17 protein-coding genes are annotated in these 24,325 nt (G+C 74.2%); 9 read left to right on the top strand and 8 right to left on the bottom strand.

The window, feature by feature from the left end:
* Positions 1-61 precede the first annotated feature (61 nt).
* From mycP to H1226_RS03605, 3 genes are all read right to left on the bottom strand, one after another.
* Complete coding sequence (gene mycP / locus H1226_RS03615; protein WP_224958435.1) at positions 62-1,357, bottom strand: type VII secretion-associated serine protease mycosin; 1,296 nt, start codon at positions 1,355-1,357, stop codon at positions 62-64.
* Positions 1,354-4,248 carry a hypothetical protein gene (locus H1226_RS03610; protein WP_258346161.1) on the bottom strand — a complete coding sequence of 965 codons (2,895 nt, stop codon included), beginning with the start codon at positions 4,246-4,248 and terminating at the stop codon, positions 1,354-1,356. Before H1226_RS03610 ends, mycP begins: the two co-directional genes overlap by 4 nt.
* Before the next feature lie 296 nt (positions 4,249-4,544).
* A complete protein-coding gene (locus H1226_RS03605; protein ID WP_258346159.1) occupies positions 4,545-7,328 on the bottom strand; it encodes an AAA family ATPase in 2,784 nt (927 codons plus the stop codon).
* Between the two features lie 226 nt (positions 7,329-7,554).
* On the opposite strand from H1226_RS03605, the gene H1226_RS03600 reads away from it, so the two are divergent.
* Positions 7,555-10,395, top strand: coding sequence for an AAA family ATPase (locus tag H1226_RS03600; protein WP_258346157.1), 2,841 nt, complete (start codon positions 7,555-7,557; stop codon positions 10,393-10,395).
* A gap of 22 nt (positions 10,396-10,417) precedes the next feature.
* Here H1226_RS03600 and H1226_RS03595 read toward each other — a convergent pair whose 3' ends face one another.
* From H1226_RS03595 to pabB, 3 genes are all read right to left on the bottom strand, one after another.
* Complete coding sequence (locus H1226_RS03595) at positions 10,418-11,167, bottom strand: thioesterase II family protein (RefSeq protein WP_258346151.1); 750 nt, start codon at positions 11,165-11,167, stop codon at positions 10,418-10,420.
* 64 nt (positions 11,168-11,231) lie between these two features.
* Positions 11,232-11,819 carry an isopentenyl-diphosphate Delta-isomerase gene (gene idi / locus H1226_RS03590; protein WP_224958440.1) on the bottom strand — a complete coding sequence of 196 codons (588 nt, stop codon included), beginning with the start codon at positions 11,817-11,819 and terminating at the stop codon, positions 11,232-11,234.
* A 204-nt stretch (positions 11,820-12,023) separates the two neighbouring features.
* Positions 12,024-14,018: an aminodeoxychorismate synthase component I gene (gene pabB, locus H1226_RS03585; protein ID WP_258346140.1), complete on the bottom strand. Its 1,995-nt coding sequence runs from the start codon at positions 14,016-14,018 to the stop codon at positions 12,024-12,026.
* Positions 14,019-14,110: 92 nt separating this feature from the next.
* On the opposite strand from pabB, the gene H1226_RS03580 reads away from it, so the two are divergent.
* From H1226_RS03580 to H1226_RS03570, 3 genes are all read left to right on the top strand, one after another.
* Positions 14,111-15,316 carry a cytochrome P450 family protein gene (locus H1226_RS03580; protein WP_258346120.1) on the top strand — a complete coding sequence of 402 codons (1,206 nt, stop codon included), beginning with the start codon at positions 14,111-14,113 and terminating at the stop codon, positions 15,314-15,316.
* 355 nt (positions 15,317-15,671) lie between these two features.
* Positions 15,672-15,929 (top strand): DUF3040 domain-containing protein, encoded by a 258-nt coding sequence (locus H1226_RS03575; RefSeq protein WP_224958444.1) that lies wholly within the window; start codon positions 15,672-15,674, stop codon positions 15,927-15,929.
* A gap of 67 nt (positions 15,930-15,996) precedes the next feature.
* Positions 15,997-16,368, top strand: coding sequence for a hypothetical protein (locus tag H1226_RS03570; RefSeq protein ID WP_258346111.1), 372 nt, complete (start codon positions 15,997-15,999; stop codon positions 16,366-16,368).
* A 51-nt stretch (positions 16,369-16,419) separates the two neighbouring features.
* On the opposite strand, the gene H1226_RS03565 is transcribed toward H1226_RS03570, so the two are convergent.
* Entirely contained in the window at positions 16,420-18,330 is a 1,911-nt protein-coding gene (locus H1226_RS03565) for an N-acetylmuramoyl-L-alanine amidase (RefSeq protein WP_258346109.1), read from the bottom strand.
* Between the two features lie 340 nt (positions 18,331-18,670).
* On the opposite strand from H1226_RS03565, the gene H1226_RS03560 reads away from it, so the two are divergent.
* Complete coding sequence (locus tag H1226_RS03560; protein ID WP_258346107.1) at positions 18,671-19,252, top strand: DUF4232 domain-containing protein; 582 nt, start codon at positions 18,671-18,673, stop codon at positions 19,250-19,252.
* Positions 19,253-19,411: 159 nt separating this feature from the next.
* On the opposite strand, the gene H1226_RS03555 is transcribed toward H1226_RS03560, so the two are convergent.
* On the bottom strand, positions 19,412-19,969 hold the full coding sequence (locus H1226_RS03555; RefSeq protein ID WP_258346105.1) for a FadR/GntR family transcriptional regulator: 558 nt from the start codon (positions 19,967-19,969) through the stop codon (positions 19,412-19,414).
* A 345-nt stretch (positions 19,970-20,314) separates the two neighbouring features.
* Here H1226_RS03555 and H1226_RS03550 point away from each other — a divergent pair, with 345 nt between their 5' ends.
* The 4 genes from H1226_RS03550 to H1226_RS03535 are packed head-to-tail and all read left to right on the top strand — an operon-like array spanning position 20,315 to position 24,300.
* On the top strand, positions 20,315-21,784 hold the full coding sequence (locus tag H1226_RS03550) for an MFS transporter (RefSeq protein ID WP_258346097.1): 1,470 nt from the start codon (positions 20,315-20,317) through the stop codon (positions 21,782-21,784).
* A 22-nt stretch (positions 21,785-21,806) separates the two neighbouring features.
* Positions 21,807-22,736: a dihydrodipicolinate synthase family protein gene (locus H1226_RS03545; RefSeq protein ID WP_258346095.1), complete on the top strand. Its 930-nt coding sequence runs from the start codon at positions 21,807-21,809 to the stop codon at positions 22,734-22,736.
* The gene (locus tag H1226_RS03540) at positions 22,733-23,632 is read left to right on the top strand and encodes an ROK family protein (protein WP_258346092.1); all 900 of its coding nucleotides are present in this window, start codon (positions 22,733-22,735) and stop codon (positions 23,630-23,632) included. Before H1226_RS03545 ends, H1226_RS03540 begins: the two co-directional genes overlap by 4 nt.
* Complete coding sequence (locus H1226_RS03535) at positions 23,629-24,300, top strand: N-acetylmannosamine-6-phosphate 2-epimerase (protein ID WP_258346089.1); 672 nt, start codon at positions 23,629-23,631, stop codon at positions 24,298-24,300. The genes H1226_RS03540 and H1226_RS03535 overlap by 4 nt, the downstream gene beginning before the upstream one ends.
* The last annotated feature ends 25 nt before the right edge of the window (positions 24,301-24,325 follow it).

Below are 24,325 nucleotides of genomic sequence, written 5' to 3'. Positions count from 1 at the left end.
ACGGCCCGCTCGATCGAGTCGACCTCGATCGGGCGGGCCGTTCTCCGCGGCGGGGCGGGGCTCATCTGGCTTCGGCGGGTTCGGCGGGTTCCGCAGGGGGTTCTTCCGCCGACTTCCCGGGCTCGTCCTTGGTGATCACGCGCATCGTGCGCGGCGCCTGCCAGCCGCGCCGGTGCCCCGAGGTGGACAGCCGCACCGTGAGCACCGCCAGCGCCACCCCCACCCCGGCCAGCACGGTGAACAGCACCGCCAGCATCGGGCCGATCTCGTCCGGCGGAACCCGGTAGGCGGCGGCCGGGGACGGCGGCACCACGATCGCCCCGTCCGCGCCCTCACCGCTCACGACCGAGGCCACCGCCGCGGTCACGTTCACCGTCCCCCAGCCCAGCGCCGGGTCCGGCATCCGGGTCGGCGGGTGGCTCGCGGTGATCTCCAAGCGCTGCTTGATCTGCGGCGCGCTCAGGTGCGGGTGGTAGGCGCGGATCAGCGCCGCCGTCCCGGCCACGAACGGTGCCGCGTAGCTGGTGCCGCTGCCCTGCCAGTGCCCCGGGCCGTGCGGACCGATGCTGATCACGTCGACGCCAGGGGCGACGACGGACAGGAACTCGCCGGTCTGGGAGAAGTTCGCGTGCGTCCCGGAGACGTCGACCGCGCCCACCGCGATCACCCCCGGGTACGAGGCCGGGTAGGTGACCGGATCGCCCTCCTGCGCCCCGTTCGCGGCCGAGGCCACCACCACGACGTCCCGGTCGGCCGCGTAGCGGACCGCGTCCGCCAGCGCCTGGTTCGGGAAGTTCGTGCTCGCCGACACGTTGATCACGTCGGCGCCGAGGTCGACCGAGCTGCGGATGCCCTGCGCCAGCGCCTCCGGTTCGAAGGTGTCGCCGGTCTCCTCCTCCAGTCCGGTCGCGACCCGCACCGGCAGGATCGTCGCGTCCGGCGCGATCCCGGCGAACCCGGTGCCCGGGGTCGGATCGGCGGCGATGATGCCCGCCACGAACGTGCCGTGCCCGAAGCAGTCGTCGTCGGCGGGACCGGACTGGCCGGAGATCACGTTCCGCCCCGGCAGCACCGAGCCCGGCGCGGCCAGCTGCGGCGAATCGGCGTCCACCCCGGTGTCCACCACCGCGACCGTCACCCCGGCCCCGCGGGTGAGGTCCCAGACCTGGTCCGGCGCGAGGATCTGCTGCGCCCACGGCTCTTCCGGGTAGGTCGTGGTGGGCGGCTGGATGCACGGCTGCTCGCCGGTGGGCATCGACGGGATCGACGACTGCGCGGCGGCGGGCGCGGCCGTCGCGGCGACGATGCCGGTGGCCAGCAGCAGGGCCGCGGCCGACCGCACCGGGGTCCGCGTCACGGGTGTCCCACCTGTCCTCCTGTGGTGATGAGCGTGTCCCGCCGCTCCTCCTGCGGGGCACCGGCGGTCGCCAGGTCCGTCTCGACCATCGAGCCGGTCAGCCGGGACATCGCGTCCGCGTCCTCCAGCATCCGCAGCGAGCCGCGCTGGCGGCGGGCCAGCGCCCGGTCCAGCTTGCTCAGGGCGGCGAGGTCGCGCTCGTCCAGCTCGGTGCTGGTGGCGCGCTCGTCGGGGGCCAGTTCGCGGAACAGCACCGCCATCTTCGGCGCCGCCGGGGCGTCCTCGTCCCGCTCCTCGGCCTCGTCCGCGTCCTCCTGCTCGTTGAGATCGCGCACCGCGAGCGTCTTGAACCGGGTGCCCGCCAGGAACACCACCTCGTCCATCGGCCGGTTCAGCGCGAGTTCGGAGGTGCGGCGCGCGCGGTGCGGCCAGATCAGCACGTCCACCAGCGCGCCCGGCACCGTCACGTCCAGGTTCATGCTGGCGCTGAGGAAACCGGGCTCCACGAACAGCGTGCCGGGCGTGGAGTTCTCCTCCGCCGTGCCCTTGAGCACTCCTTGGCGCAGGACCGGGCGGCGGTGCGTCGGCAACCGGCGGATCCCGGAGACCAGGCACGGCAGGTGCCCGTCCAGCTCCGGCTGCACGCCGCCGCGGATGGCCGCGTTGACCTGCTCCGCCCCGCCCTCGCCGCGGCCCAGGTACAGGCACACCGCGACGAAGTCGGCTTTCGCACCGGGCGAGTCGTCCTGGCGCAGCGCGGGCCAGGAGGCCATCGCCGCGTTCACCGTCGCCAGCGCGTCGGAGAAGGACGGGCCGGCCGCCGTGGTGAAGCGGCTCTGCTCGCCGCCGTTGCTCGCCCGGTCCCGCAGGTCGCGCGGGCTGAGCGGCGCGGCCGTCGCACCGGGCTCGGACTCCTCGGCGGAGTCGTCGTCCGCCAGCTCGTCCTCGGCGAGCTCCGCGACGTCCTCGGGTTCGGGGTCGGTGACGAGCGGCTCGGGTTCGGCCTGCGGTTCGGGCTCGGCCGGCTCCGGCACCGGCGGGCCCGACTCGACCGCCGGGCGGCCGGACTCCACCACCGGCCGTGCGGAGTCCACTTCCGACTCGGGCTGCGGTTCCGGCGCGGCGGCGGGCTCCTGCGGCGCGGCGTCCGCCGGGGGTTCGGGGGCCGCCACCGGTTCGGCGGGAGCCGGGGGCTCTGGCGCCTCGTCGGCCGCGCGCTCGGCGGGCGGATCCACCGCGGCGGGCTCGGAGATCGGCACGTCCTGCAACGGTTCGTCCACAGTGGACCGGTGCGGCATGCCGGACATGGTCGGCACCGGGGCCGCGGAGACCGTGGCGATCGGGGCGGCGACCGGCGCCGCGGCGGGCGTCCAGTCGGCCTGGTCCGCATCCGAGCCGTCGGCCTCCGCACCGTCGGCGGGCTGTTCGGCGGGCTGCTCGGCCGGCTGTTCGGCGGGCTGCTCGGCCGGGGCCGGGGCCGGGGCCGCCGCGGTCTCCGGAGCGGAGGGCTCGGCGACCGCCTGCTCCGCGGAGCCCGGCGGCACCGCCGCGGCGGCCGGCGCCTCGCCGACCTCCCGATCGGCGTCCACGGGCCGCCCGTTGCTGCTCACCGGCACCCCGAACGGTTCCGCGAGCGCGTGCAGCTCGGCGCTCGGGCCCTGGTCCAGCGGCCCCCACACCCGGATGATCGCGGTGCGGCGGCGCTGCTCGTCCAGCCCGGCCAGCAGGTGGCCCAGCCCGGCGAGCACGTCCTCCGACAGCGCCCCCTCCGCCGGAACCAGGTGCAGCACCCAGCGCGCCGGGTCGAACGCGCCCGCGGCGGCCAGCGAGACCACCAGCGGCGCGCCCTGCTCGTCGCGCAGCGCGAGCCCGGACGGCACGACCTCGGCGAACACCGTCGGGCCCTGCACCGGGCGGTAGGTGCGCTGGCCGCAGCGCTGCCAGCCCGCGGGCGGCTCGGCGATGTCCACGACCTGCTGGTCACCGGCACCGGCCGGCTGGCGCAACGCGCTCGCGAACGGGCGGAACACCTCCTCGCCCGCCTCATCCAGCACGGCGGCCACCGGTTGGCGGCGCGGCCCGTCGGCGAACTCCGCGCCGGTGCTGAACACGACCGGACGGGACGACCGCGCGGAGAGCTCCACCAGCCACTCGTGCCGGGCGGCCGCGGCGGCCACCGGGATCAGGACGACGGAGGCGCGGACGAACTCGGGCAGCGCCTGCAGCAGCTGCGCGACCTCGGCCGGCGCGGGCAGCGGCCGACCGGCGAGCAGCACCTTCGGCACCTTGCCGCTGACCGGCACCCGCGCCGCGGCCCGCCGCACCTCCGCCCAGGAGCTGCGCGGGTCGCGGACCAGCAACCCGGCCGGAACCGGGTCCACCAGCAGCCGCGGGTTCGCGACGGGCTGGATCGGCACCCAGCGCTCCCACGCCGGGATCGGGTACCGGGTGCTGAACAACCACGGCCTGCTGCCCGGCCGGAACAGGTACCAGCCGGTGCCACCGCTGACGCGGCCCGCGTGCACCGTGGTGCCGGATTCGCCGGACACGGCGCCGTCCGGGGCGACCACGTCGAGCTCCAGGTCGACGGCCAGCTTCGTCAGCTCGTCCGCGCGGCCGGCCAGCCCGCTGACGCCGAGCCACAGCACGTGCGGCACGGCAGCGGCGGCGCGCAGCAGCGGTCGCAGCAGCCCCGGCAGCGCCGCGAGCAGTTCCGGATCGGCGCAGGCACCGCGCGAAGCGGACAGGAACAGCTCGTTCGCCGCGGACGGCAGGTGGGCCAAGAAGGCGCGCTCAGCCGGGTCTTCGCCCTCGCAGCGGACGAGGACGTGCGCCCCGCACCATTCGGCGACCAGCGGGCCGAGCGACCGTCTTGCCGAACCTTGCTGCATCTCCACTCCCGTCGAGCACATTGGTACGCGACTCGATGCGACACCTCAGCGATCGAGTATCGCGGGGACCACCGGGCCACCTTGTCAGGGGTATCCGAAGCTGTGGGTTCCAGGGGGATTCCCTCACCTGCGTTCCCACCGGTCGGGAAACCGCGGCCATGCATGCGTTTCCGCTGATGGGACGGCCCCCGGCAACCGGCCCCGACTACCCGGTACCGGGCGGAACGGTCTCGTTCGGGCGCCGGGGCGGGCGCCGCGGCGGACCGGAACGGAACGAAACGGGCACGACCGGTGGATCACCCGAAGTCCCCGGTGAGCATCGCGGCGGCGAGCTCCACCCGCGACCGGTAGCCGATGCGGGCGAACATCCGGGTGAGCCTGCCCTCGACGCTCTTCTCCGTCGTGGCGAACACCGTCGCCAGCTGCCGGTTGCTGAGCCCCTCGGCGACCAGCACCGCGAGCAGCCGTTCGTTCTCCGAGGTCGTCGCGCTGCGGTCCGGCACCGGCACGCCGTTCTGGCGCATCACGTGCCGCAGCCGGGCGCGCAGCAGCAGCGCGTCCAGCCCGCCCGCGAGCCGGTACGCCTCCGGCAGCAGCTCGGCCGGGCGGTGCCCGCCCGCGGCGAGCTTGCTGAAGGTCACCGCCATCTCGTACGGCTCGCCGCGCTCCCGCGCCAGTTCGACCGCGGCGCCCGCGGCGGCCTCGTCGGACTCCAGGCGGGCGCGGGTCAGCAGCAGCGCCAGCTCGGCGCGGCCGGTGCCGAGGCGCGCGGTGACCTCCTCCAGCCGCCGAAGCGCACCGGCCGCCTCGTCGAAGCTGCCGGAGGTGTGCGCCCGGTGCGCGAGCTCGGCCAGCACCACGTCGGTGCCGAAGGTGAACCCGGCCTCGTCCGCCCGGCGCACCGCGGTCCGCAGGCGCTCGTGCGACTGGTGCAGCTCCCCCAGCACGTGGCTCACCAGCGATTCGGTGAAGTGGAAGAGGTGGTCGAACGGCCCGTCCTTGCCGATCTCCACCAGCCGCCGCGCCCGGCTGAGCATCCCGGAGTCGATGTGCACCTGGGCGGCGAGCGCGTGCATCGTCGCCCACGCGAACGGGCGCACGGCGTGCACCGGCGAGGACATGCAGCGGCGGGCGATGTCCATCGCGCTGTTCCACTCGCCGCGCGCGTGGTGCAGCAGGAACCGGTCGGGCAGCACCAGCCGGTCCTCGGCGAGCCCGCTGCGGTCCATCACCTGCCGCGCTTCGCGCGCCTCGCCGAGCGCCAGCAGCAGGTCCACGTGGTGCCGGATCGCCTCCACCCACTGCGAGTGCGGTTCCGCGCCGCGCGGGACCTCGGCCAGCGAGGCGCCGAAGCGGCGCAGCTCGGCGACGTCGCCCCGCATCACGGCGGCACCGGCGCGGTAGATGTCGACCTGCTGGACCAGCACCGGTTCGGCCGCGAGCAGTTCGGTGGCGTGCTCGTCGAGCAGCCGCTGCCCGCCCAGCCAGTCCCCGAGCCAGCCGGTGGCGAACGCGCGCGCCACGATGCGCTGCGCGGCACCGCCCGGGACCACCTGCTCGCCCTGCGCGATGCGGCGCAGCTCGCCGCGCTCCTCGGTCGCCGCCAGCACCATCAGGTAGGCGAGCACGGTGCCCGGCAGGATCTGCGGGGACAGCTCGCCCGCGTGGTGGCGCACCAGCACCCGGGAGCTGCGCAGCACCTCGGGCAGGTCGTTGCGCACCAGGCAGGCGGTGACGTGCCTGCGCAGCGCCTCGATCCGCAGCACCGGGTCGTCCACCCGCTCGACGACGGCGCGCAGCCAGCGCGAGGCGTCGACGTTCGGGTCCATCAGCCGGTTCCCCGCGTGGGCCATCAGCTCCTCACCGGCGCGGCGGGCGTCCACGAGGGTCCCGGCGTCCGCCATCCGGTCCGGCAGGTAGGCCGGGTCGGCGACCTCCGCGGCACCGGCCCAGATCGCGGTGACGGCGGCGGCGGCGAGCTTGCGGTGCTCGTAGGGCCCGAGGGCGCGCGCCAGCGCGGTGCCGAGCAGCGGGACGCGGAACCGCCAGCCCGCGCCGTCCGGGGCGAGCAGCCGGTGCTGCACCAGCGCGTCCAGCGATTCGCGCACCTCCCGCTCGGCAAGGCCGAGCGCCGCGGCCAGCACGTCCACCGCGTGCGGGCCGAGCGGGGCGAGCAGGCTCATGGCCTTGGCGACCGACCACGCGGCGTCCCCCGCCTCGCGGACCGGCGCCAGCAGGGCGCTGCCGTCGACCGGCAGCTCGGGCCCGAGCTTGCGCAGCAGGTAGGCGTTCTGGTCGACGACGACGAGCGCGCCTGCCCGGCGGTAGGCGTCGATCGCGGCGAGCAACATCGCGGGCCGGCCGCGTGCGATGTCGTACAACTCATCGATCAGGTGAACATTGGGTTTCGCACCGATGGAACGGGCGATGAATTGTCCGCTCTCCGTTTTCGAGAACGGGCGAATCGGCAGCGCCCGCAGAAGTCCTTGCGCGGACAATCGATTCCACAACGGCTCCAGCGGCGCCGCGTCCGGGTCGGCGCGCGCGGCCAGCAGCACCGAGAACCGGGCGCCCGCCATCCGCCTGGCCAGCGGCTCCAGCACCGACGCCGTGCCGTGGTCGAGCCACTGCGCTTCGTCCACCAGCACCGCGACCGGCAGCAGGTGCCGCACCACGTTGCGGATGGACAGCGCGACCTGCTCGACGGCGACGCGCAGCGAGTCCGGGCTGGTCCCGCGGCTGAGCTTGGCGACCAGCCCCAGCAGCGCGGCGCGCTCCTGCTCCGGCGGCGCGCTGCGGTCCACTTCGGACAGCAGGCGGTAGAGCGCGCCGTACGGGGTCCGCTTGTCCTGCTTGGACGCGGTCAGCCGCAGCACCCGGCAGCCGCCGGCCTCCAGGCGCCTGCCCGCGGCGGCCAGCACCGCGCTGCCGCCCGCGCCGGGCTCTCCGACGAGCAGCGCGAGCGGAGGCCTGCCGGGGCCGCCGACCGAGGCGGCTTCATCCAGCAGTCCTTCGCGGAACAACGGCTCCGCGTCCGGCTCGCCGATCGACGTTGATGCGGCTGAGGTGTGTACCGCCACGGTGACTCCCTCCGCACGGCTCGATCGCTGCCCTGAGCCACTGGTAACGGTGTGCTATACATTCACCATAATGGGCGACACCTTTACTAGCGCGATCGCGAAGAGTTAACGACCATTGGTCACTAGGCGTGTTCAATGACGAGCGCTTGATCCTCTGCTAGTGCAAAAATATCAAAACACCTCGACGATGTAGCACCACCACACCAGGTGAAGCGGAGAGGACCCCATGGCGCGGGAACGCTCGACGTTGTCCGGCAGACGAGACCAGTGGACCGAGGCCGACGAGGCCTGTCGTGCGGCCGGCGGGACGTTGGTGCTGGTGCGCGGCGGTCCCGGCGAGGGCAAGACCACCCTGCTGGAGTCGCTCGCGGAGAGCTGGCGCGACGACGACACCACCGTGTGCTACATCACCGTCGATCCCGCCACCGGCACGCCCCAGATGATCGACTCGCTGCTGGACGCCGCGCGCCAGCAGCTGGAGTCCAGCTGGCACGCCGTCCTGCTCGACGCGCTCGCCACCGCCACCCGCATCCGCGCCGACCTGGAGAAGACCCCGCACGCGTCCGCGCTGCCGCTGGTGCACGAGCTCGCGCGCGTCTTCGGCGTCGCCGCCGAGCAGGGCCGCACCGTCATCGTCGTCGACGACGCGGACCGGGGCGACGGCGCCACCGGCTCGCTCATCTCGTTGCTGGCGCAACGGCTGCGGGCCGTCGGGTGCACCGTCGTCGTCTCCACCGGCTCCGGACCTCGCGCCACGGCGGGGGAAACCCGGCTCACGCCGTTCGCCGACAAGATCATCGACCTGCGTCCGCTGGACGAGCAGGAGTTCGACGCGCTGCTCAAGCGCTGGTGCGCCGCCCACGGCCGGACCCGGCTCGACCCCACCGTGCCGGAGGCGCTGCGCGCCGCTCTCGGGCCGCTGAGCGGGAACCCCGCCACCATCCTGTCCACATTGGACGACCTGCTGGCCTGGGGCCGGCTGGTGCTCATCGACCAGCACTTCTGCCTGTCCCCGCTGGACGAACCGATCTCGCTGCCCGAATCCCACCACCTGGTCCGCGCCGTCGTCGCCGACGGCGACGACACCGAACGGCTCGCCGTGCTGCTCGCGTTGCAGGACGAGGTGTCGGTGGACGAGCTGCCGATGCTCACCGCCGCCGCCGCGATCAGCCTGGACGGCGCGGGCCGCGGACTGGACTCCCTGGTGGAGGACGGGATCCTGGAGATCGGCGAGCGCGGCAGGCTGCGGTTCGCGGTGCCCGCGCTGACCGCCGCGCTGCGCCGCCGCTCCGGAGCGGAACGCGCCCGCGCGCTGCACACCGCGCTGGCCCGGCAGATGCTCGCCAAGCTGGAGCGCAACGGCCAGGTGGACCGCACCCGCCTGGCCACCCACCTCGTGCACATCGGCGAGAGCCTGGACGGGGAGGCCGCCGCGATCCGGGTGCTCATCGAGGAAGCCGACCGGATGTCCAGCGCCGACCCCGAGGTCGCCGCCGCCTGGTACAAGGCCGCGCTGCGCCAGCTCTCCGACGACGACGACCGGTGGCCGCCGCTGCTGGAGGAACTGCTGCGGCTGCGCGCCAGCCTCGGCCAGTACGACGAGCTCACCAAGGACCTCGGGCTGCTGGTCCCCGCGCTGATCGCCGGGTCCAACCAGGACGACCAGGCCAAGCCGCTGCGCCGCACGCTGCTGGTGGCGGTCGGGCTGTGCTGGCTCACCACGCTGCTGCAGGACGAGCAGTCCGCGCAGGTGCAGGAACCGGCCCGGCTGCTCAAGGCGCTCACCGGCGGCGCGGTCTTCGACGCCGAGCTGCAGGAGTTCGCCGCCGCCGTCCGCTGCGGCCGCTTCGACGAGGCCGCCGACCGGTTCAACGCGCTGTTCTCCGGAGACGCCGACCGCGAGGCCGAACCGCAGGACCTGCCGGAACTGCCCGAAGTGCTGATGCTGCTGCACGCGGCCAGCGGCGACGCGGACACCTTCCAGCGCGCCTGGTCGCTGTGGCGGGACCGCGCGCAGCACCCCGTCGACCACGCCCCCGACCGGCTGCGCGAAGCCGGGGCGATGACCGACCACGCCACCGCGCTGGAGATCGTGCTCGGCGACGGCTACCGGCTGCCCTCGCGCGGCAGCGTCCTGTACTACCAGGAGATCCTGCGCTCGTTCCGCACCGGCGAGTGGGACGCGGCGCTGTCCGCGGCACGGCGCATGGAGGCCGAGCTCTCCCCGCAGCGGCGCACCCCGGCCCGGTTCCTCGCGCGCGCCGTCGCCGCCGAGATCTGCGCCTCCCGCGGCGAGCACCGGCGCGCCGAGGAGTGGCTGCAGGACACGCCGCGGCACCTCGCGGGCGGGCACGTGCTGTCCTGGGCCCGGCTCGGCGTCGCCTACCGGGCGGGTGACCCGGACGAGGCGCTGCGGGTGGCGCGCGCCGAGTACGAGCAGCTCAGGGACGGCGGCGGCTCCCCGGCCGGGCTGGAGCACCTGTTGCACCGGCTGGTCGCGCTGCACCACCGGGAGGGGCACGAGCAGGCGGCGGCGGAGCTGTTCGACGAGCTGGTCGCGCTGGACGAACGGCTGCGCTCGGAGACCAGTTCCGCGGCGGTGCTGATGGCCCGCGCCCAGCTGCGCGGCTCCGCCGAACCCGCCGCGCGCGCCCTGGAGATCGCGCGGCGCCGCGCGGACGTCCCGCAGCTGGCGGTGCTGCACATGCTGCTCGCCGAACTCGCCGAAGACCCGAAGGCCCCGCTGCACGAGGCGCACGCCATCGCCCGCAGGCTCGGCTGGACCGAGCTGCGCTACGCCGCGCAGGACCTGATGCGCCGCCGCGGCATCGCCCCGCCGCGCACCCGCAGCAAGCAGCAGCTCATCTCCAGCACCGAGAGCCGGATCGTGCGGCTGGTCAGCGACGGCTACACCAACCGGCAGATCGCGATGGCGATCCAGGTCAGCGAGAAGACGGTGGAGAGCAGGCTGACCCGGCTGTTCGCCCGCACCGGTTGCCGGTCGCGGGTGGAGCTGGCGACGGCCTCGCTGGAGGGCAGGCTCGCGGAGAAGACCGCCGTCGGCTGAGCGGCCCGCGCCCGCTACCGGTTCAGCGGGCCAGGTGTTCGCGGACGAGCCGCAGGACCCCGTCGGACTCGGCGTTGAGGTAGAAGTGCCCGCCGGGGAACGGGTGGAAGCGGAACGCGCCGGTGGTGTGCGCGGCCCAGTCCCGCGCCTCGTCCGCGGAGACCTTCGGGTCGTCGACGCCGAGCAGCACGTGCAGCGGGCAGTGCAGCGGCGGCCCCGGCCGGTACGCGTAGGTCTCGGCGATCCGGTAGTCGGCGCGCAGCGCGGGCAGCGCGAGCTTCATCAGCTCCTCGCTCTCCAGCGCCGCCGACTCGGTGCCGTCCAGCTCCCGCAGGGCGTCCAGGAACTCGTCGTCCGGCAGCGCGTGCACGCCCTCGTTCCGGGTGCGCGCCGGCGCGGTGCGGCCGGAGGCGAACAGCGCGCGCGGCGGCGTGCCCGACTCCTCCAGCCGCCGCGCGACCTCGAAGGCCACGCTGGCGCCCATGCTGTGCCCGAACAGCGCGAGCGGCTGGTCGCTCCACGGCCGCAGCTGGTCGAGCACCTGCTCGGCCAGCTCCTGCACGCTGTCCGCACAGGGTTCGGTGCGGCGGTCCTGCCTGCCCGGGTACTGCACGGCGAGGACCTCGATCGCCGGGGCCAGCCGCTTCGCCACCGAGAAGTAGTAGGAGGCGGCACCGCCCGCGTGCGGGAAGCACACCAGCCGCGCGGTCGCCTCCGGGGCGGGCTGGAACCGCCGGATCCACTTGGCGGTGTCCGCCGTACTCCCGGTCATCGAATCCTCCGCGCGGTCGAGGGGTGCGGGGCGACGCTACCAACCGGCCCGCGCCGCCCGGCGATCACGCGGTCGTGGGCTCGCGGGCCGCGGTCGGCAGCTCCGCCGCGTCGCCGGTGGGCCAGGCCAGCGGGTCCGGGCCGAGCTCGGCGAGCTCGGTGATCTGCAGCGCCGCCCAGGGCGAGATGTCGGCGCCGCCGTCGCGCACCTGCTCGACCAGCCCGGTCCACGGCACCCAGCGGGTGTCCTCCACCTCGGCGGGGTTCGGCGCGGGCACGGGTTCGGCGACCGCCCGGAACACCGGGCACATCTCGTTCTCCACCACGCCGTTGCCCATCACCGCGCGGTAGCGGAAGCGGGGCAGGACCAGCTCGATGTGCTCGATGCGCAGCCCGAGCTCCTCGCCGAGCCTGCGCAGCACCGCGTCGTGCGGGGTCTCGCCGGGCGCCGGGTGCCCGCAGCACGTGTTGGTCCACACGCCGGGCCAGGTGCGCTTGCTCAGGGCGCGCTGGGTGAGCATCAGCTCGCCGCGCTCGTTGAACAGGTAGCAGGAGAAGGCCAGGTGCAGCGGGGTGTCCTCGTGGTGCACCGTCGCCTTGTCCGCGGTGCCCGCGGCCCGACCGCCCTCGTCGAGCAGAACCACTCGCTCCATGTGCTTCGTCCTCCCCATCGCCGGAACACCGGTCGCCGGACGGGCCGGTCGCCGGGAACAGGAATCGATCATCCACGGTTCCGCGCCGCGCCTCCACCTCCCGCGGTCCGCGGACCGCCCGCGGTCACCCTTCCGAGTGGTTCGGCGCCGCTCGGTGCCCGCACAGCCCGCCCCGGCGGGCGGCCCCGCCGCACCCGCGGGCGGTCACGGCTCGGGCAGGCAGCGGGCCGCGGCGGTCGCCTTCAGCAGCATCTCGGCGTGCTCGGCTTCGGGGTCCGAGTCGAGCACCACCGCCCCGCCAGCGCCGATCCGCCAGCCGCCGCCGCTGCGCACCGCGGTCCGGATGACCACCGACAGGTCCGCGTCCCCGGTCAGGCTCAGGTAGCCGAGCGCGCCCGAGTACACCCCGCGCGCCCGGTCCTCCAGCTCGTCGATGATCTCCATGGTGCGCCGCTTGGGCGCCCCGGTCATCGAGCCGGCGGGGAAGCAGGCCCGCACGCAGTCCACGGCGCCGCTCCCCTCCCGCAGCTCGCCGCGCACCGTGGAGACCAGCTGGTGCACGGTGCGGTAGCTCTCCACGTCCATCAGCACCGGCACGTGCACCGAGCCCGGCGCGCACACCCGGCCGAGGTCGTTGCGCAGCAGGTCGACGATCATGAGGTTCTCGGCGCGGGACTTCGGGTCGGCGGCCAGCCCGTCGCGCAGCTCCGCGTCCCGCTCCGGGGTGTCACCGCGCGGGGCGGTCCCCTTGATCGGCTTGGCCTCGGCGGTGCCGCCGGAGATCTTCAGGAACCGCTCCGGCGACGAGCAGGCGACCTCCACGTCGCCGCAGCGCAGAAAGGCCCCGTACGGCGCGGGGTTCAGCGCCCGCAGCCGCCGGTACGTCTCGAACGCGCCGTCGGCGGCGGGCAGCGCGGCGCCGGTGGTCAGGCAGATCTCGTAGCTCTCCCCCGCCAGCAGCTGCTCCCGGCAGGCCGCCACCGCCCGCAGGTAGTCGTCCCGGGAGCGCTCCAGCAGCGGCTGCACGTCGGCGACCCCGCGGTGCCCGGCGAGCGGGTCGGGCAGCGCGGGCAGCCGCTCCAGCGCGGCGGTCGCGTCCGCGAGCCAGCGCCGCGCCGCCCGCTCGGTGCCCGCGTCGGCGCTCAGCGCCACGAGGTGGGTGCGGCCGAGCTCGTGGTCCACGGCGAGGAACCGGTCCGCGAACAGCCAGCAGGCGTCCGGCGTGCCCGCGCGGTGCCGGGCGTCGCCGCCGCACTCGGCCTTCAGCTCGTACCCGAAGTACCCCACGTAGCCGCCGACGAAGTCGAACGGCAGCTCCGGCGCCCGCACCCGGCGCCGCGCCAGCTCCGCGTCCAGCCGGTCGAAGATCGACGGCTCGTCCCCGGTGCGGTGCCGGACGGTCTCGGCCAGCGGGCCGGAGCCGTCGCCGAGGAACGAGAACCGGGACGTGCCCGGCACGACCTGCGCGCTGTCCAGCCAGAACGCGTCCGGGGACGCGGCGAACAGCGCGGCGAACGCGGCCTCGGCGTCGACCGCCGGTAGTTCGCGGACGTGCGCGCGGTACTCGACCTCGGGTTCGGCGCGGCGGGCGGCGGCGCGGGCGGGCGCGGGCGGGCGGCTCGCGGGCCGCACCAGGTCGCGGAAGTTCCCCAGCAGCCGGGCGCCGAGCTCGGTGGCCACGGACTCGGGGTGGAACTGCACGCCCCAGCGCGGCAGCGAGCGGTGCCGCAGCGCCATGAGCACGCCGTCCTCGGCCCAGGCCAGCGGTTCCAGCTGCGACGGCAGCGGCTCGGCCACGCACAGCGAGTGGTAGCGCACGGCCGCGAACTCGGCGGGCATCCCGGCGAACAGCGGATCGCCGCGGTGCTCGATGCGGCTGCGGAACCCGTGCCGGGCCTGCGGGGCGCGCACCACCTCGGCGCCCTCGGACACCGCGATGCCCTGGTGCCCGAGGCAGACGCCCAGGATCGGCAGCTCCGCCTTGCACAGCACGTCGCGGCACAGCCCGAAGTCCCGCGGCCGCCGCGGATCGCCCGCGCCCGGCGAGAGCACGATCGCGTCGAACTCCTCCAGCCGCAGGTCGCCCACCTCGGCGGCGTCGTGCGCCACCACCTCCGGATCCCGTCCGTTGACCTCGGCGAGCAGGTGGAAGAGGTTGTAGGTGTACGAGTCGTGGTTGTCGATGAGCAGCGTCCGCACCGGGACATACTCCCCCGGACGCGTCCACCGCCGGAGGACCGTCGACATCATCTGGTGGCCGGTAGCGCTGCGCGACGGGCAGACTCGGCCGGGTGACCGACACGAGAACCGCGCTGTTCGACGAGGACTACTGGGACCGGGCCGACGAGGTGGAGCGCGCGCTGCGCGAACAGGCCCCCGTGCACCGCGCCGTCCCCGGGGACGGGCTCCCGATCTGGGTGATCGGCCGATTCGCCGACGCCCGCGCCGCGCTCAACGATCCACGGCTGGCCAAGGATTCGGACCGCCTCAGCGACGTCATCCGCAGCAAGCGGAACCCCGAGCTCGGCGATCAGCTGTCCGGGCTGTTCTCCAAGCACATGCTCAACTCCGACCCGCCCGACCACACCCGGCTGCGCAAGCTGCTGGCGCGCGACTTCACCGTCCGCCGGATCGCGGCGCTGCGGCCGCGGGTGGTGGAGCTGGTCACCGGGCTGCTCGACGCGCTGCCGCGGGACGAGCCGGTCGACCTGATCGAGCACTTCGCGTTCCCGCTGCCGATCACGGTGATCTGCGAGCTGATGGGCATCCCGGAGGGCGACCGCTCCCGGTTCCGCGAGTGGACCGCCGCACTGCTGACCCCGGCGGAACGGGGGCAGAGCCTCGGTGCGTCCCGCGAGATGGCGGGGTTCTTCCGCGAGCTGTTCGCGGCGAAGCGCGCCGCACCCGGTGCGGACCTGCTCTCGGCGCTGACCACCGCCTCCGACGAGGAGGACCGGCTCACCGAGGAGGAACTGCTCGCCACCGCGTTCCTGCTGATCGTGGCCGGGCACGAGACGACGGTGAACCTGGTCGGCAACGGGCTGCGCTGGCTGCTGGCCGAACCGGCGAAGTGGGCCGAGCTGCGCGAACGGCCCGAACTGCTGCCCGGCGCGGTGGAGGAGGTGCTGCGCTACGACGGGCCGCTGCGGATGAGCACGCACCGGTTCACCACCGAGGACGTGACCATCGGCGACGTGACCATCCCGGCGGGCGAACTCGTCATGATCAACCTGTCCTCGGCGAACCGGGACGGCGAGCAGTTCGAGCGGGCCGACGAGCTGGACCTGGAGCGGCCCCGGTCCGGGCACCTCGCGTTCGGCCACGGGCTGCACCACTGCCTCGGTGCCCCGCTCGCGCGGCTGGAGGGCGAGGTGGCGTTCCAGGAGATCACCCGCCGCTTCCCGGAGGCCCGCCTCGCCGTCGGCGGGAGCGCACTGCGCCGCAACCGCGGCCTGATCATGAACGGGTTCCGGGCGCTGCCGGTGGTGCTCGGCTGAGCCCCGGCCGGGAGCCCGGAGTCGCGGGCTCCCGGCCGTGATCCGCTCCCGGGACGGCCGATCAGGTGATGCGGTCGCGAGAACTCATCGGACGGCCGTTCCAGCCAACCTCGATCGCGCCGGGGAATCCGCCGCGCGGCGCGGGTAGGAGCGGGCCGGTCCCTCTCGGCACGGGGCCGGTCGGCACGCTCAGCCGCGGCTCGGCGCTGAGCCAGGTCTCGGCGCTCGGCCGGGTTCTCGCCGGGGCCCGCCCGGGCCTTTGGTCCCGGGAACGCGGGCCGTTGTCCTCTCACCCGCGCGCCTGCGCCCGGGCACGCTCGGGCACACGCCCGCACCGAGCCGGGAGGAGGAGCCAGTGCACCGACACGAGCAACGCCGGCTCGCCGAGATCGAGGACCGGCTCACCGCCGACGACCCCGAGTTCGCCGCCACCTTCTCCCGCACCGACCTGCACCCGGCCACGCCCGGCAAGGCGCGGCTGGTGCTGGGCGTCGTGGCGGGCCTGCTCGCCGTGATCAGCCTGCTGATCGACGACGCGGCCGGTTTCGCCCTCTGCACCGCCCTGTCCGCGGTCCTCATCACCACGCGGACCTGGCACCTCTGGTCCGACTGAGCGCCGGGGGTGGCGGCGAGGTGCGTTCGCCTGAATCGCGCCGGGCAGCGACGTACGATCGACTCCCGTGCATCCCTACCCCGCGCAACCGCCGATCCTGGTCGCCATCGGCGACATCGCCTGCACCCAGCACGAAGTGATCACCCCGTCCGGGCGCGCCCCGATCGCGGGCACCACCTGGTCGTTCACCGACCTGAGCCGCACCACGCGGGGCATCCCGGCCTGGGCGATCGTCTGCGCGATCATCTTCGCGTTCTTCTGCCTGCTCGGTCTGCTGTTCCTGCTCGCGAAGGAGGAACGCACCGAGGGCTGGGTGCAGGTGGCGGTGCACGGCTCCGGGATCGCGCACCAGACGCAGATCCCGGTGCACTCCGCGTTCGCCGTGGTCGACTTCGGCAACCGCGTCAACTACGCGCGCAACCTCGCCCACCAGGGCTGATCGCGAGGAAGCGCGGGGCGCCCCGACCGGATCGGGGCGCCCCGCGGCTCATCAGGCCGCGTCCAGGTCCGACTTCTTGACGTAGACCCAGCGGTGGTTGTAGGAGACCGGGACGTAGGTCTCCGAACCCTTGATCACGGTGTGGTTCTTCGGATCGTCGAGCTCGTCGTAGGTGGCGTGGTAGTCGACCGCCTTGGTCTCGTCCCCCGTCACGTACTTCTGACCGGCCGGGATCTTGTACGGCAGCGGTTCGAGCTCCTGGGCCTCGACGCCCTCCGGGTAGTCGCCCGGCGCGGGCAGCGCCCGCCCGTAGGTGGGGATGCCGTCGCGGGCGGGGGTGCCCAGTTCCGCGTCGTCGGCGGGGGCGGTGTTGGTGCCGTCCGGGTCCTTCAGCCACGCCTTCTTGCCGTCGAACCAGATGGCGAGCCAGTCGCCGCGCCGTTCGGCGACGACGTACTGCCTGCCGACGGCGGCCTTGGCGCTCCAGTCCTCGATGCGGGTGGTGCCGGGTTCACCGTCGGCGTGCAGCGCCGGGTTGCTCAGCAGCGGCGCGTCGGCGCGCGGTTCGGTGCGCAGGTACAGGAAGTTCGCGGGCTGCGCGGGCAGCGTCTCGCACTCCTCGCCCTGCGGGCAGCTGACGACCTCGGGGCGGTTGGTGTCGAACCGCGGGAAGATCGTGACGACGTCGTCGCCGCCCGTGTCGTTGTCCAGCGGCGCGTCCATCAGGTTCATGTAGTGCGCCCAGTCCCAGAACGGGCCCGGGTCGTAGTGCTCCAGCCCGGCCTTGGCGGGCTTCTCCGCGGTGACCTCGTCGTGGCCGAGGATGTGCGCGCGGTCGAGCGGGATGTCGTACTTGTCCGCGAGGTACCGGACGAGCTTCGCCGAGGCGCGGTACATCGGCTCGGTGTACCAGGTGCCGCCTTCCGCGGCCCAGCCCTCGTGCTCGATGCCGATGGAGCGGATGTTGCGGTCCCAGCTGCCCGCGTGCCACGGCATGTCCTTGGTGGGCACCATCTGCGTGATCTGGCCGTCGGAGGAGCGGACCACGTAGTGCGAGGAGGCGCCGTGCGCCGGGTTCTGGAACGCGCTGATCGTCGACTGGTACGACACCTCGGTGTCGTGGATGACGATCGAGTCGATCTTCACGTCCTCGGGGCGGTTCGCGGTGTCGTAGTTGCCGTACCCGGCGGTGGGGTCCTCCGGGTCGGTGGGCTGGTAGGCCGCGGGCAGGTAACGGCAGTCCAGGCCCTCGGGGCATTCCGCCTTCGGCTGGTCCGCGTCCTCAGCGGGCGCGGCCTTCAGCCGGGCCGCGGACAGGTCGCGGTCCGGTTCGGGCTCGGCGGCGACCTTCGGGAACGCGAGGCGCTGGCCGCTGGAGGTGGTGCGGGCGCGGCCCTGGCCGAGCACGTCGTAGACGTCGTCGGCGAAGGACTGCGCGCCGTCGGCCTGCGCATCACCGCTGAACTCGGCCACGGCCGGGTACCAGTCGTCGATCTCCTCGGGAGCGCCGCCGTCGATCTCCTCGGCGCGGTGCGCGAGCAGCGCGGCACCGGCCCGGATGTTCTGCACGACGTCCGACTTCACCTGCTCCGGGTCGGTGCCCGTGAGCTCGGCGGCCTCGGTGAGGGTGTGCAGCGACGGCTCGTCGGCGTACCGGACGAGCTTGGGGTGCTGCTCGCGGAGCTGCTCGGCACTGACCTCGACGAGGTGCATCGGGCCGTAGCCGCCGGCCTTGCTCTGCTCACCGTGGTGGTCCTCCCACCTGGTGAGCTGGAAGGACACCGCCATCAGCAGTTGTTGCGGCACGCCGAACTCGGCGGCGGCGGACTCGTAGGCCCGCTGCTGGACGGTGTCGGGGCGTTCCGGTGTTTCTTCGGCGAAGGCGGGGGCCGCCGCGCTCACCAGCAGCCCCGTCACCCCCGTCAACACCGCGAGCGCGCGGGGCAACCGACCGGCGCGCACCGCACCCCCTCTGACGAAGGACGTTCTCATGTGGACCACTACCCGTGTCTTCTGGGATCGCGCGGCGGCGATCCGGCGGCTCGCACGTCGGGGCCTGCGCGGCACCGGCGGCGCGGCAGACATCGGCGTCCGGCACCGCTCGGCGCGATGTCGCGTCCGCGCACGAGTGGGTGAATCATAACGATCAGGGCGATCGCGGCCACTGCTCCGGAAAGCCGGAGCGGGAATACCCGCACGAACGATCTCCCGGCGCGGCGGCGGCAACCCGGTCGCGAGCGGCACGTCCTACGGCGTGAAGGGCACGGGACGACCGTGCGGAAGCCGAAGGGGGAGAACCACCATGTCGCTGACCAAGACCCGCAAGATCGGTGCCGCCGCCGCGCTGTTCAGCGGTGCGCTGCTGCTCGTCGGTTGCGGCCAGGCCACCGGTGCCGCGCCGTCCGGGGCGTCGAACGCGGCCGTCGAGCAGGGTGGGACGACCGAGGACATCTCGGCCTCCCCCTGCTCCGCGGCGGACTACTCGGTCGACCTGATCCCGCAGCCGGGACGCCCCGGCGTGAACCTGCTGGCCGTCACGAACCAGTCGGACCGGACCTGCCCGGTGGCGGGCTGGGTGGAGCTGACGCCGGAGGACATGACGGGCTCCCCGATCGACGGCGTGCCGAGCGAGAACGTCGACATCCCGGGCGGTCGCACCGAGATCTCGCTGGAGCCGAACCGCACCGCGTTCGCGGGCGTCCACTTCGAACTCGGCGACAAGAACGACGTGCGCACCGCCACCGGTTTCCGGGCGAGCTTCTCGGACACCTCCGGCGACGTGAACGTGAACGTCGACAGCGGCGAGGCCGAGTACCTGGAGTTCCCGATCAAGTCGATGCAGGTCGGCACGCTGCAGCCGTCGCCGCAGGGCGTCACCTTCTGATCCCGCTCCGGTTCCGCCGGAGCTGCGCCGCGAATTCCCCGCTCCGGTCCGCCACCGCGCGGAGCGGTCGGCGCCGACCGAGAACGGCGCCGGTGGAATTCCGGCGCGGACCCCCGTCGCCGCGCGCGGCGGGGGTTCCGCGTTTCCGGGCCCAGCCGGTCAACCGTCGAAACCCAGGCGGTGGTTGATCTCTGCGAAGTGGGCGGTCATCGCCTCCCGCGCGGCCGCGGCGTCCCCGGCGCGCAGCGCGTCGACGATCGCGGAGTGCAGCCGCACGGTCTCGGCCTGCTCGGCGGGGCCGGGAGCGCTGAGCGCGTCGTGCGCGGTGCGGTAGGCGTCCCAGAACACGTCGACGAGCTGCCCGATCAGCGGGTTGTCCACCCGCGCGTACAGCAGCCGGTGGAATTCCCGGTCGGTCTCCGGGTCGAGCTCGGTCTCGCCCATCGCGGTGCACAGCGCGTCCAACCGGTCCAATGTGGACTCATCGAGTTCGCCCGCGAGCCGCCCGGCGACGCCGACCTCGATCAGCTCCCGCACCTCGATGAGGTTGCGCAGCCCCGCCAGGTCGTCCCCGCCGGCGACGGCGCGGAACGCCAGCGACGGCGACAGCACGTGCAGCGATGCCTCCCCCACGACGGTGCCGTGCCCGTGCCGGACGTCGACGATGCCGAGGGCGCGCAGCGAGCGCACCGCCTCCCGCACGCTGTTGCGCGACACCCGAGCAGTTCGATCAGTTCGAGCTCGGTCGGCATCGGGTCGCCGGGCCGCAGCCCGCGGTCGTGGATCAGCTCCAGCACCCGTTCCGGCAGCGGATCCAGCGCCGGGCGGCGAGCCGCGCCGATCGCCACGTCTGTCATCGGTTCTCCGCATCGCACTGGTGTCGCGGGGTTTACACGCCGTCGGCCGCACTCTACAGTCCGACCGACCAAGACGTCCAACGTCTGACGTCCTACGTCCGCACAGCGAGGTGCGGCACGTTCAGAGCTCACCGCTGACCCTGCCGACGCCGGTACCCCCGCGCGGCCCGGGCCGACGACGAGCGCTCGTGAACCGAGGTGACCCATGCGCCGCGCCACCCCCACCGCAGATCCGCCCAGCGCGTCCGCCCCCTGGTACCGGCAGCTGGACCGCGCGCAGTGGAAGGCGTTCGCGGCCGCCTGGATCGGCTACCTGCTGGACGGCTTCGACTTCGTGCTGATCACGCTGGTGCTCACCGAGGTCAAGGCGGAATTCGGGCTCACCGCGGTGCAAGCGGCCACGCTCGTGTCGGCCGCGTTCATCTCCCGGTGGATCGGCGGGCTCACCCTCGGCGCGCTGGCCGACCGGTTCGGCCGCAAGTCCGCGATGATCGCCAGCATCGTGCTGTTCTCCGTCGGCACCCTGATCTGCGGGCTCGCCCCCACCTTCGGCGTGCTGTTCGCCGCACGGCTCGTCGTCGGCCTCGGCATGGCCGGTGAGTACGGCGCCAGCTCCACCTACGTCATCGAGTCCTGGCCGACGTCGATGCGGAACAAGGCCAGCGGATTCCTCATCTCCGGCTACTCCATCGGCACCGTGGTCGCCGCGCAGGCCTACAGCCTGATCGTGCCGAACTTCGGCTGGCGCGCCCTGTTCTGGATCGGGCTGCTGCCGATCCTGCTCGCCGTCTGGCTGCGCCGCAGCCTCCCCGAGTCGCGGGACTGGTCGCGGGCCGCCGCGCGGCAGGACGCGACCCCGTCCGTCATCGGCATCCTGTTCACCGGGCGCCGGGCGGTGCTCAACGCGGTCAGCGGGCTCGCCGCGCTCGGCGCGCTGATCGCGATCTTCACGCAGACCGCCGGATCGGCGTGGCTGATCGCGGTGCTGGGCGTGGTCGCCGCGGCCGTGTTCGCGTCCTACATGGTGCAGTTCACCGGGCCGCGCTGGCCGACCGGCATCACGGTGCTGGTCATCGTGTTCACCGCGTTCCTGTACTCGTGGCCGATCCAATCGCTGCTGCCGACGTACCTGAAGACCGACCTCGGCTACAGCGCCACCGAGACCGGGAACGTGCTGTTCTTCGCCGGGCTCGGCGCCGCGGTCGGCTGCTGCGTCGCCGGGTTCACCGGGGACCGGCTGGGCACCCGGCGGGCCTACTGGATCAGCCTGCTCGTTTCGCAGGTCGTGATCTTCCCGGTGTTCGCGATCGGCGGCAGCAGCCTGCTCGCGCTGGGCGCGCTGCTGTTCGTGCAGCAGGTGTTCGGGCAGGGCATCGCCGGGTTGCTGCCGAAGTGGATCGGCGGCTACTTCGACGTGCGCCACCGGGCCGCCGCGCTCGGGTTCAGCTACAACGTCGGTTCGCTGGGCGGCGCCGTCGCCCCGGCGCTCGGGGCCGCGCTCGGCAGCAGCCTGAGCCTGGGCACCGCGCTGGCCGTGCTGTCGTTCGGCCTGACCTTCGTGGTGCTGGTCCTCATCGCCGTCGACGCCCCGTCCCGGATGCAGCGGTGGCTGCGCCCCGACGCGGTGTGGACGACCGACGCGGTCGACGGCAGCGAGATCCGCGCCGCGTCCTGAACCGAGAAACCGAAGGAGAGACATGGAATCCCGCATCCGCGGCGGCGTCGTCCCGCCGGTGTGCACCCCGCTCACCCCCGATCTGGAGGTGGACACCGGTTCGCTGGAACGGCTGCTGGAGCACCTGCTGGCGTCCGGGGTGGACGGCGTCTTCGCGCTCGGCTCCACCGGCGAGATGGCGTACCTGACCGACGCGCAGCGCGAACAGGTGCTGCGCACCACCACCGCCGTCGTCTCCGGGCGGGTCCCGGTGCTGGCCGGGGTCATCGACACCACCACCCCGCGGGTGCGCGAGCACGTGCGCGTCGCGGAACGCGCCGGGTGCGACGCGGTGGTGGCGACCGCGCCGTTCTACACCCGCACCCACCCGGCGGAGATCGCGCACCACTTCCGGCTGCTCGCCGAGAGCACCGAGCTGCCGCTGTTCGCCTACGACATCCCGGTGTCGGTGCACTCGAAGCTGAGCGCGGCGACGCTGCTGGAGCTCGCGGCGGACGGCGTGCTGGCCGGGGTCAAGGACTCCAGCGGGGACGACGCCGCGCTGCGCGGGCTGCTGGTGGAGCGCGCGGACCGCGGCCTGGAGTCGTTCCGGGTGTTCACCGGCTCGGAGCTGACGGTGGACACGAACCTGCGGATGGGCGCGGACGGCGTGGTGCCCGGGCTGGGCAACGTGGACCCGGACGGATACGTGCGGCTGGCCCGCGCGTGCGCCGCGGGCGACTGGGACGCGGCGCTGGCCGAGCAGGAGCGGCTGGTGCAGCTGTTCGCGCTGACCTCGGTGGGCGATCCGGCGCGGATCGGGGCCAGTTCCTCCGCGCTGGGCGCGTTCAAGGCGGGGCTGCACCTGCGCGGCGTCATCGACCACGCGGTGACCGCACCGCCGCAGCTGCCGCTGACCGTGGACGAGGTGGACGGCGTGCGGCAGCGGCTGGTCGCGGCAGGTCTGCTGTGACGCTCGTGCTGGGCGTCGACATCGGCGGCACCGGGATCGTCGCGGGCCTCGTCACCGCGGACGGGGCGATCTGGGACCGCGCCGCGGTGCCGACCCCGGCGGCGGACGGGCCGGTGGCGGTGCTCGACGCGGTCGCTGCGGCCGCGTCCCGGCTCGGCGGGGAGTTCGCCGCCGCCGGGGTGGGCAGCGCCGGGGTGATCGACCGCGGATCGGGCTCGGTGCGCTCCGCGACGGACTCGATCAGCGGCTGGGCCGGCACCGAACTGCGCGCGGAACTGGCGGCACGGCTGGGAGTTCCGGTCGTGGTGGACAACGACGTGCACGCGCACGCGCTCGGCGAGCTGTGGACGGGCGCGGCCGCGGGCAGGCGGCACGTGCTGTTCGCCGCGGTCGGCACCGGCATCGGCGGTTCGATCGTGGTGGACGGCAGGCCGCACCGCGGCGCGCACGCGGTGGCCGGGCACCTCGGCCACCTGCCGGTGCCCGCGGCGGCGGGGCGGCCGTGCCCGTGCGGCGGCTCCGGGCACGTGGAAGGCGTGGGCAGCGGGCCGGCGCTGCTCGCCGAGTACCGGGCGCGCGGCGGGACTGCGACGACGCTGCCGGAGGTCGCGGCGCTCGCCGGGACCGGGGACGCGCTCGCGGCGGCGGTGCTCGCCGACGGCGCGACCGCGACCGGGCAGGCGCTGGGCGGGCTGGTGAACGCGGTCGACCCGGAGCTGGTGCTCGTCGGCGGCGGTGTCGCCTCCTGCGGCCCGGCCTGGTGGGAGCCGCTGCGCGCGGCGGTGGCGGCCGAGGTGCTGCCCGCGGTGCGCGGGACACCGGTGCTGCCCGCGGAGCTGGGTGCGGACGCGGCGGTGCTGGGCGCCGCCCGGATGGCGTGGGAGGAACTGGCGTGAACGTGCTGGAACGGTTGCGGGGCCGGCTGATCGTGTCCTGCCAGGCCTACCCCGGGGAGCCGCTGCGCGACCCGGATTCGATGCGGCGGGTGGCGCTGGCCGCGCTGCACGGCGGTGCGGCGGGCATCCGCGCGCAGGGCCTGGACGACCTGCGGCTGATCCGCGAGTCGGTGGACGTGCCGCTTATCGGGTTGTGGAAGGACGGCGCGGAAGGCGTGTACATCACCCCGACCGCCGACCACGCGGTGGCGGTGGCCGGGACGGGTGCGGACGTGGTCGCCTTCGACGGCACGGACCGGCCGCGACCGGACGGCGGGCCGCCGGCGGAGACGATCGCCGCGATCCACGCCGCCGGGCGGCTCGCGATGGCCGACGTGTCCACTGTGGAAGAAGGGGTGCGGGCGGCGGAGCTGGGCGCGGACGTCGTCGGCAGCACGCTGTCCGGCTACACCGGTGCGGGGCCGAAACCGACCGGCCCGGACCTGGACCTGGTGGCGGAGCTGGCCGCGGCGCTGCCGGTGCCGGTCATCGCCGAGGGCCGCATCCACACCCCGCAGCAGGCGGCCGAGGCGATCGCCCGGGGCGCGCACGCGGTCGTCGTCGGCACCGCCATCACGCACCCCACCACGATCACCGGCTGGTTCGCCGGGGCGCTGCCCTCCCGGTGAGCCGACGGGCCGATCGCCCGCCCCG

It is taken from the genome of Saccharopolyspora gregorii (genome assembly GCF_024734405.1).
Taxonomy (GTDB): Bacteria; Actinomycetota; Actinomycetes; order Mycobacteriales; family Pseudonocardiaceae; genus Saccharopolyspora_C; species Saccharopolyspora_C gregorii.
This window is presented reverse-complemented; position numbering and strand designations above follow the sequence as displayed.

Excerpts from the sequence above, each read along its gene's own strand:
- H1226_RS03550 (WP_258346097.1), top strand. The coding sequence starts at position 20,315 with ATGCGCCGCGCCACCCCCACCGCAGATCCGCCCAGCGCGTCCGCCCCC.
- H1226_RS03595 (WP_258346151.1), bottom strand. The coding sequence starts at position 11,167 with ATGACCGGGAGTACGGCGGACACCGCCAAGTGGATCCGGCGGTTCCAG.
- H1226_RS03610 (WP_258346161.1), bottom strand. The coding sequence starts at position 4,248 with ATGCAGCAAGGTTCGGCAAGACGGTCGCTCGGCCCGCTGGTCGCCGAA.
- H1226_RS03600 (WP_258346157.1), top strand. The coding sequence starts at position 7,555 with ATGGCGCGGGAACGCTCGACGTTGTCCGGCAGACGAGACCAGTGGACC.
- H1226_RS03545 (WP_258346095.1), top strand. The coding sequence starts at position 21,807 with ATGGAATCCCGCATCCGCGGCGGCGTCGTCCCGCCGGTGTGCACCCCG.
- H1226_RS03560 (WP_258346107.1), top strand. The coding sequence starts at position 18,671 with ATGTCGCTGACCAAGACCCGCAAGATCGGTGCCGCCGCCGCGCTGTTC.
- idi (WP_224958440.1), bottom strand. The coding sequence starts at position 11,819 with ATGGAGCGAGTGGTTCTGCTCGACGAGGGCGGTCGGGCCGCGGGCACC.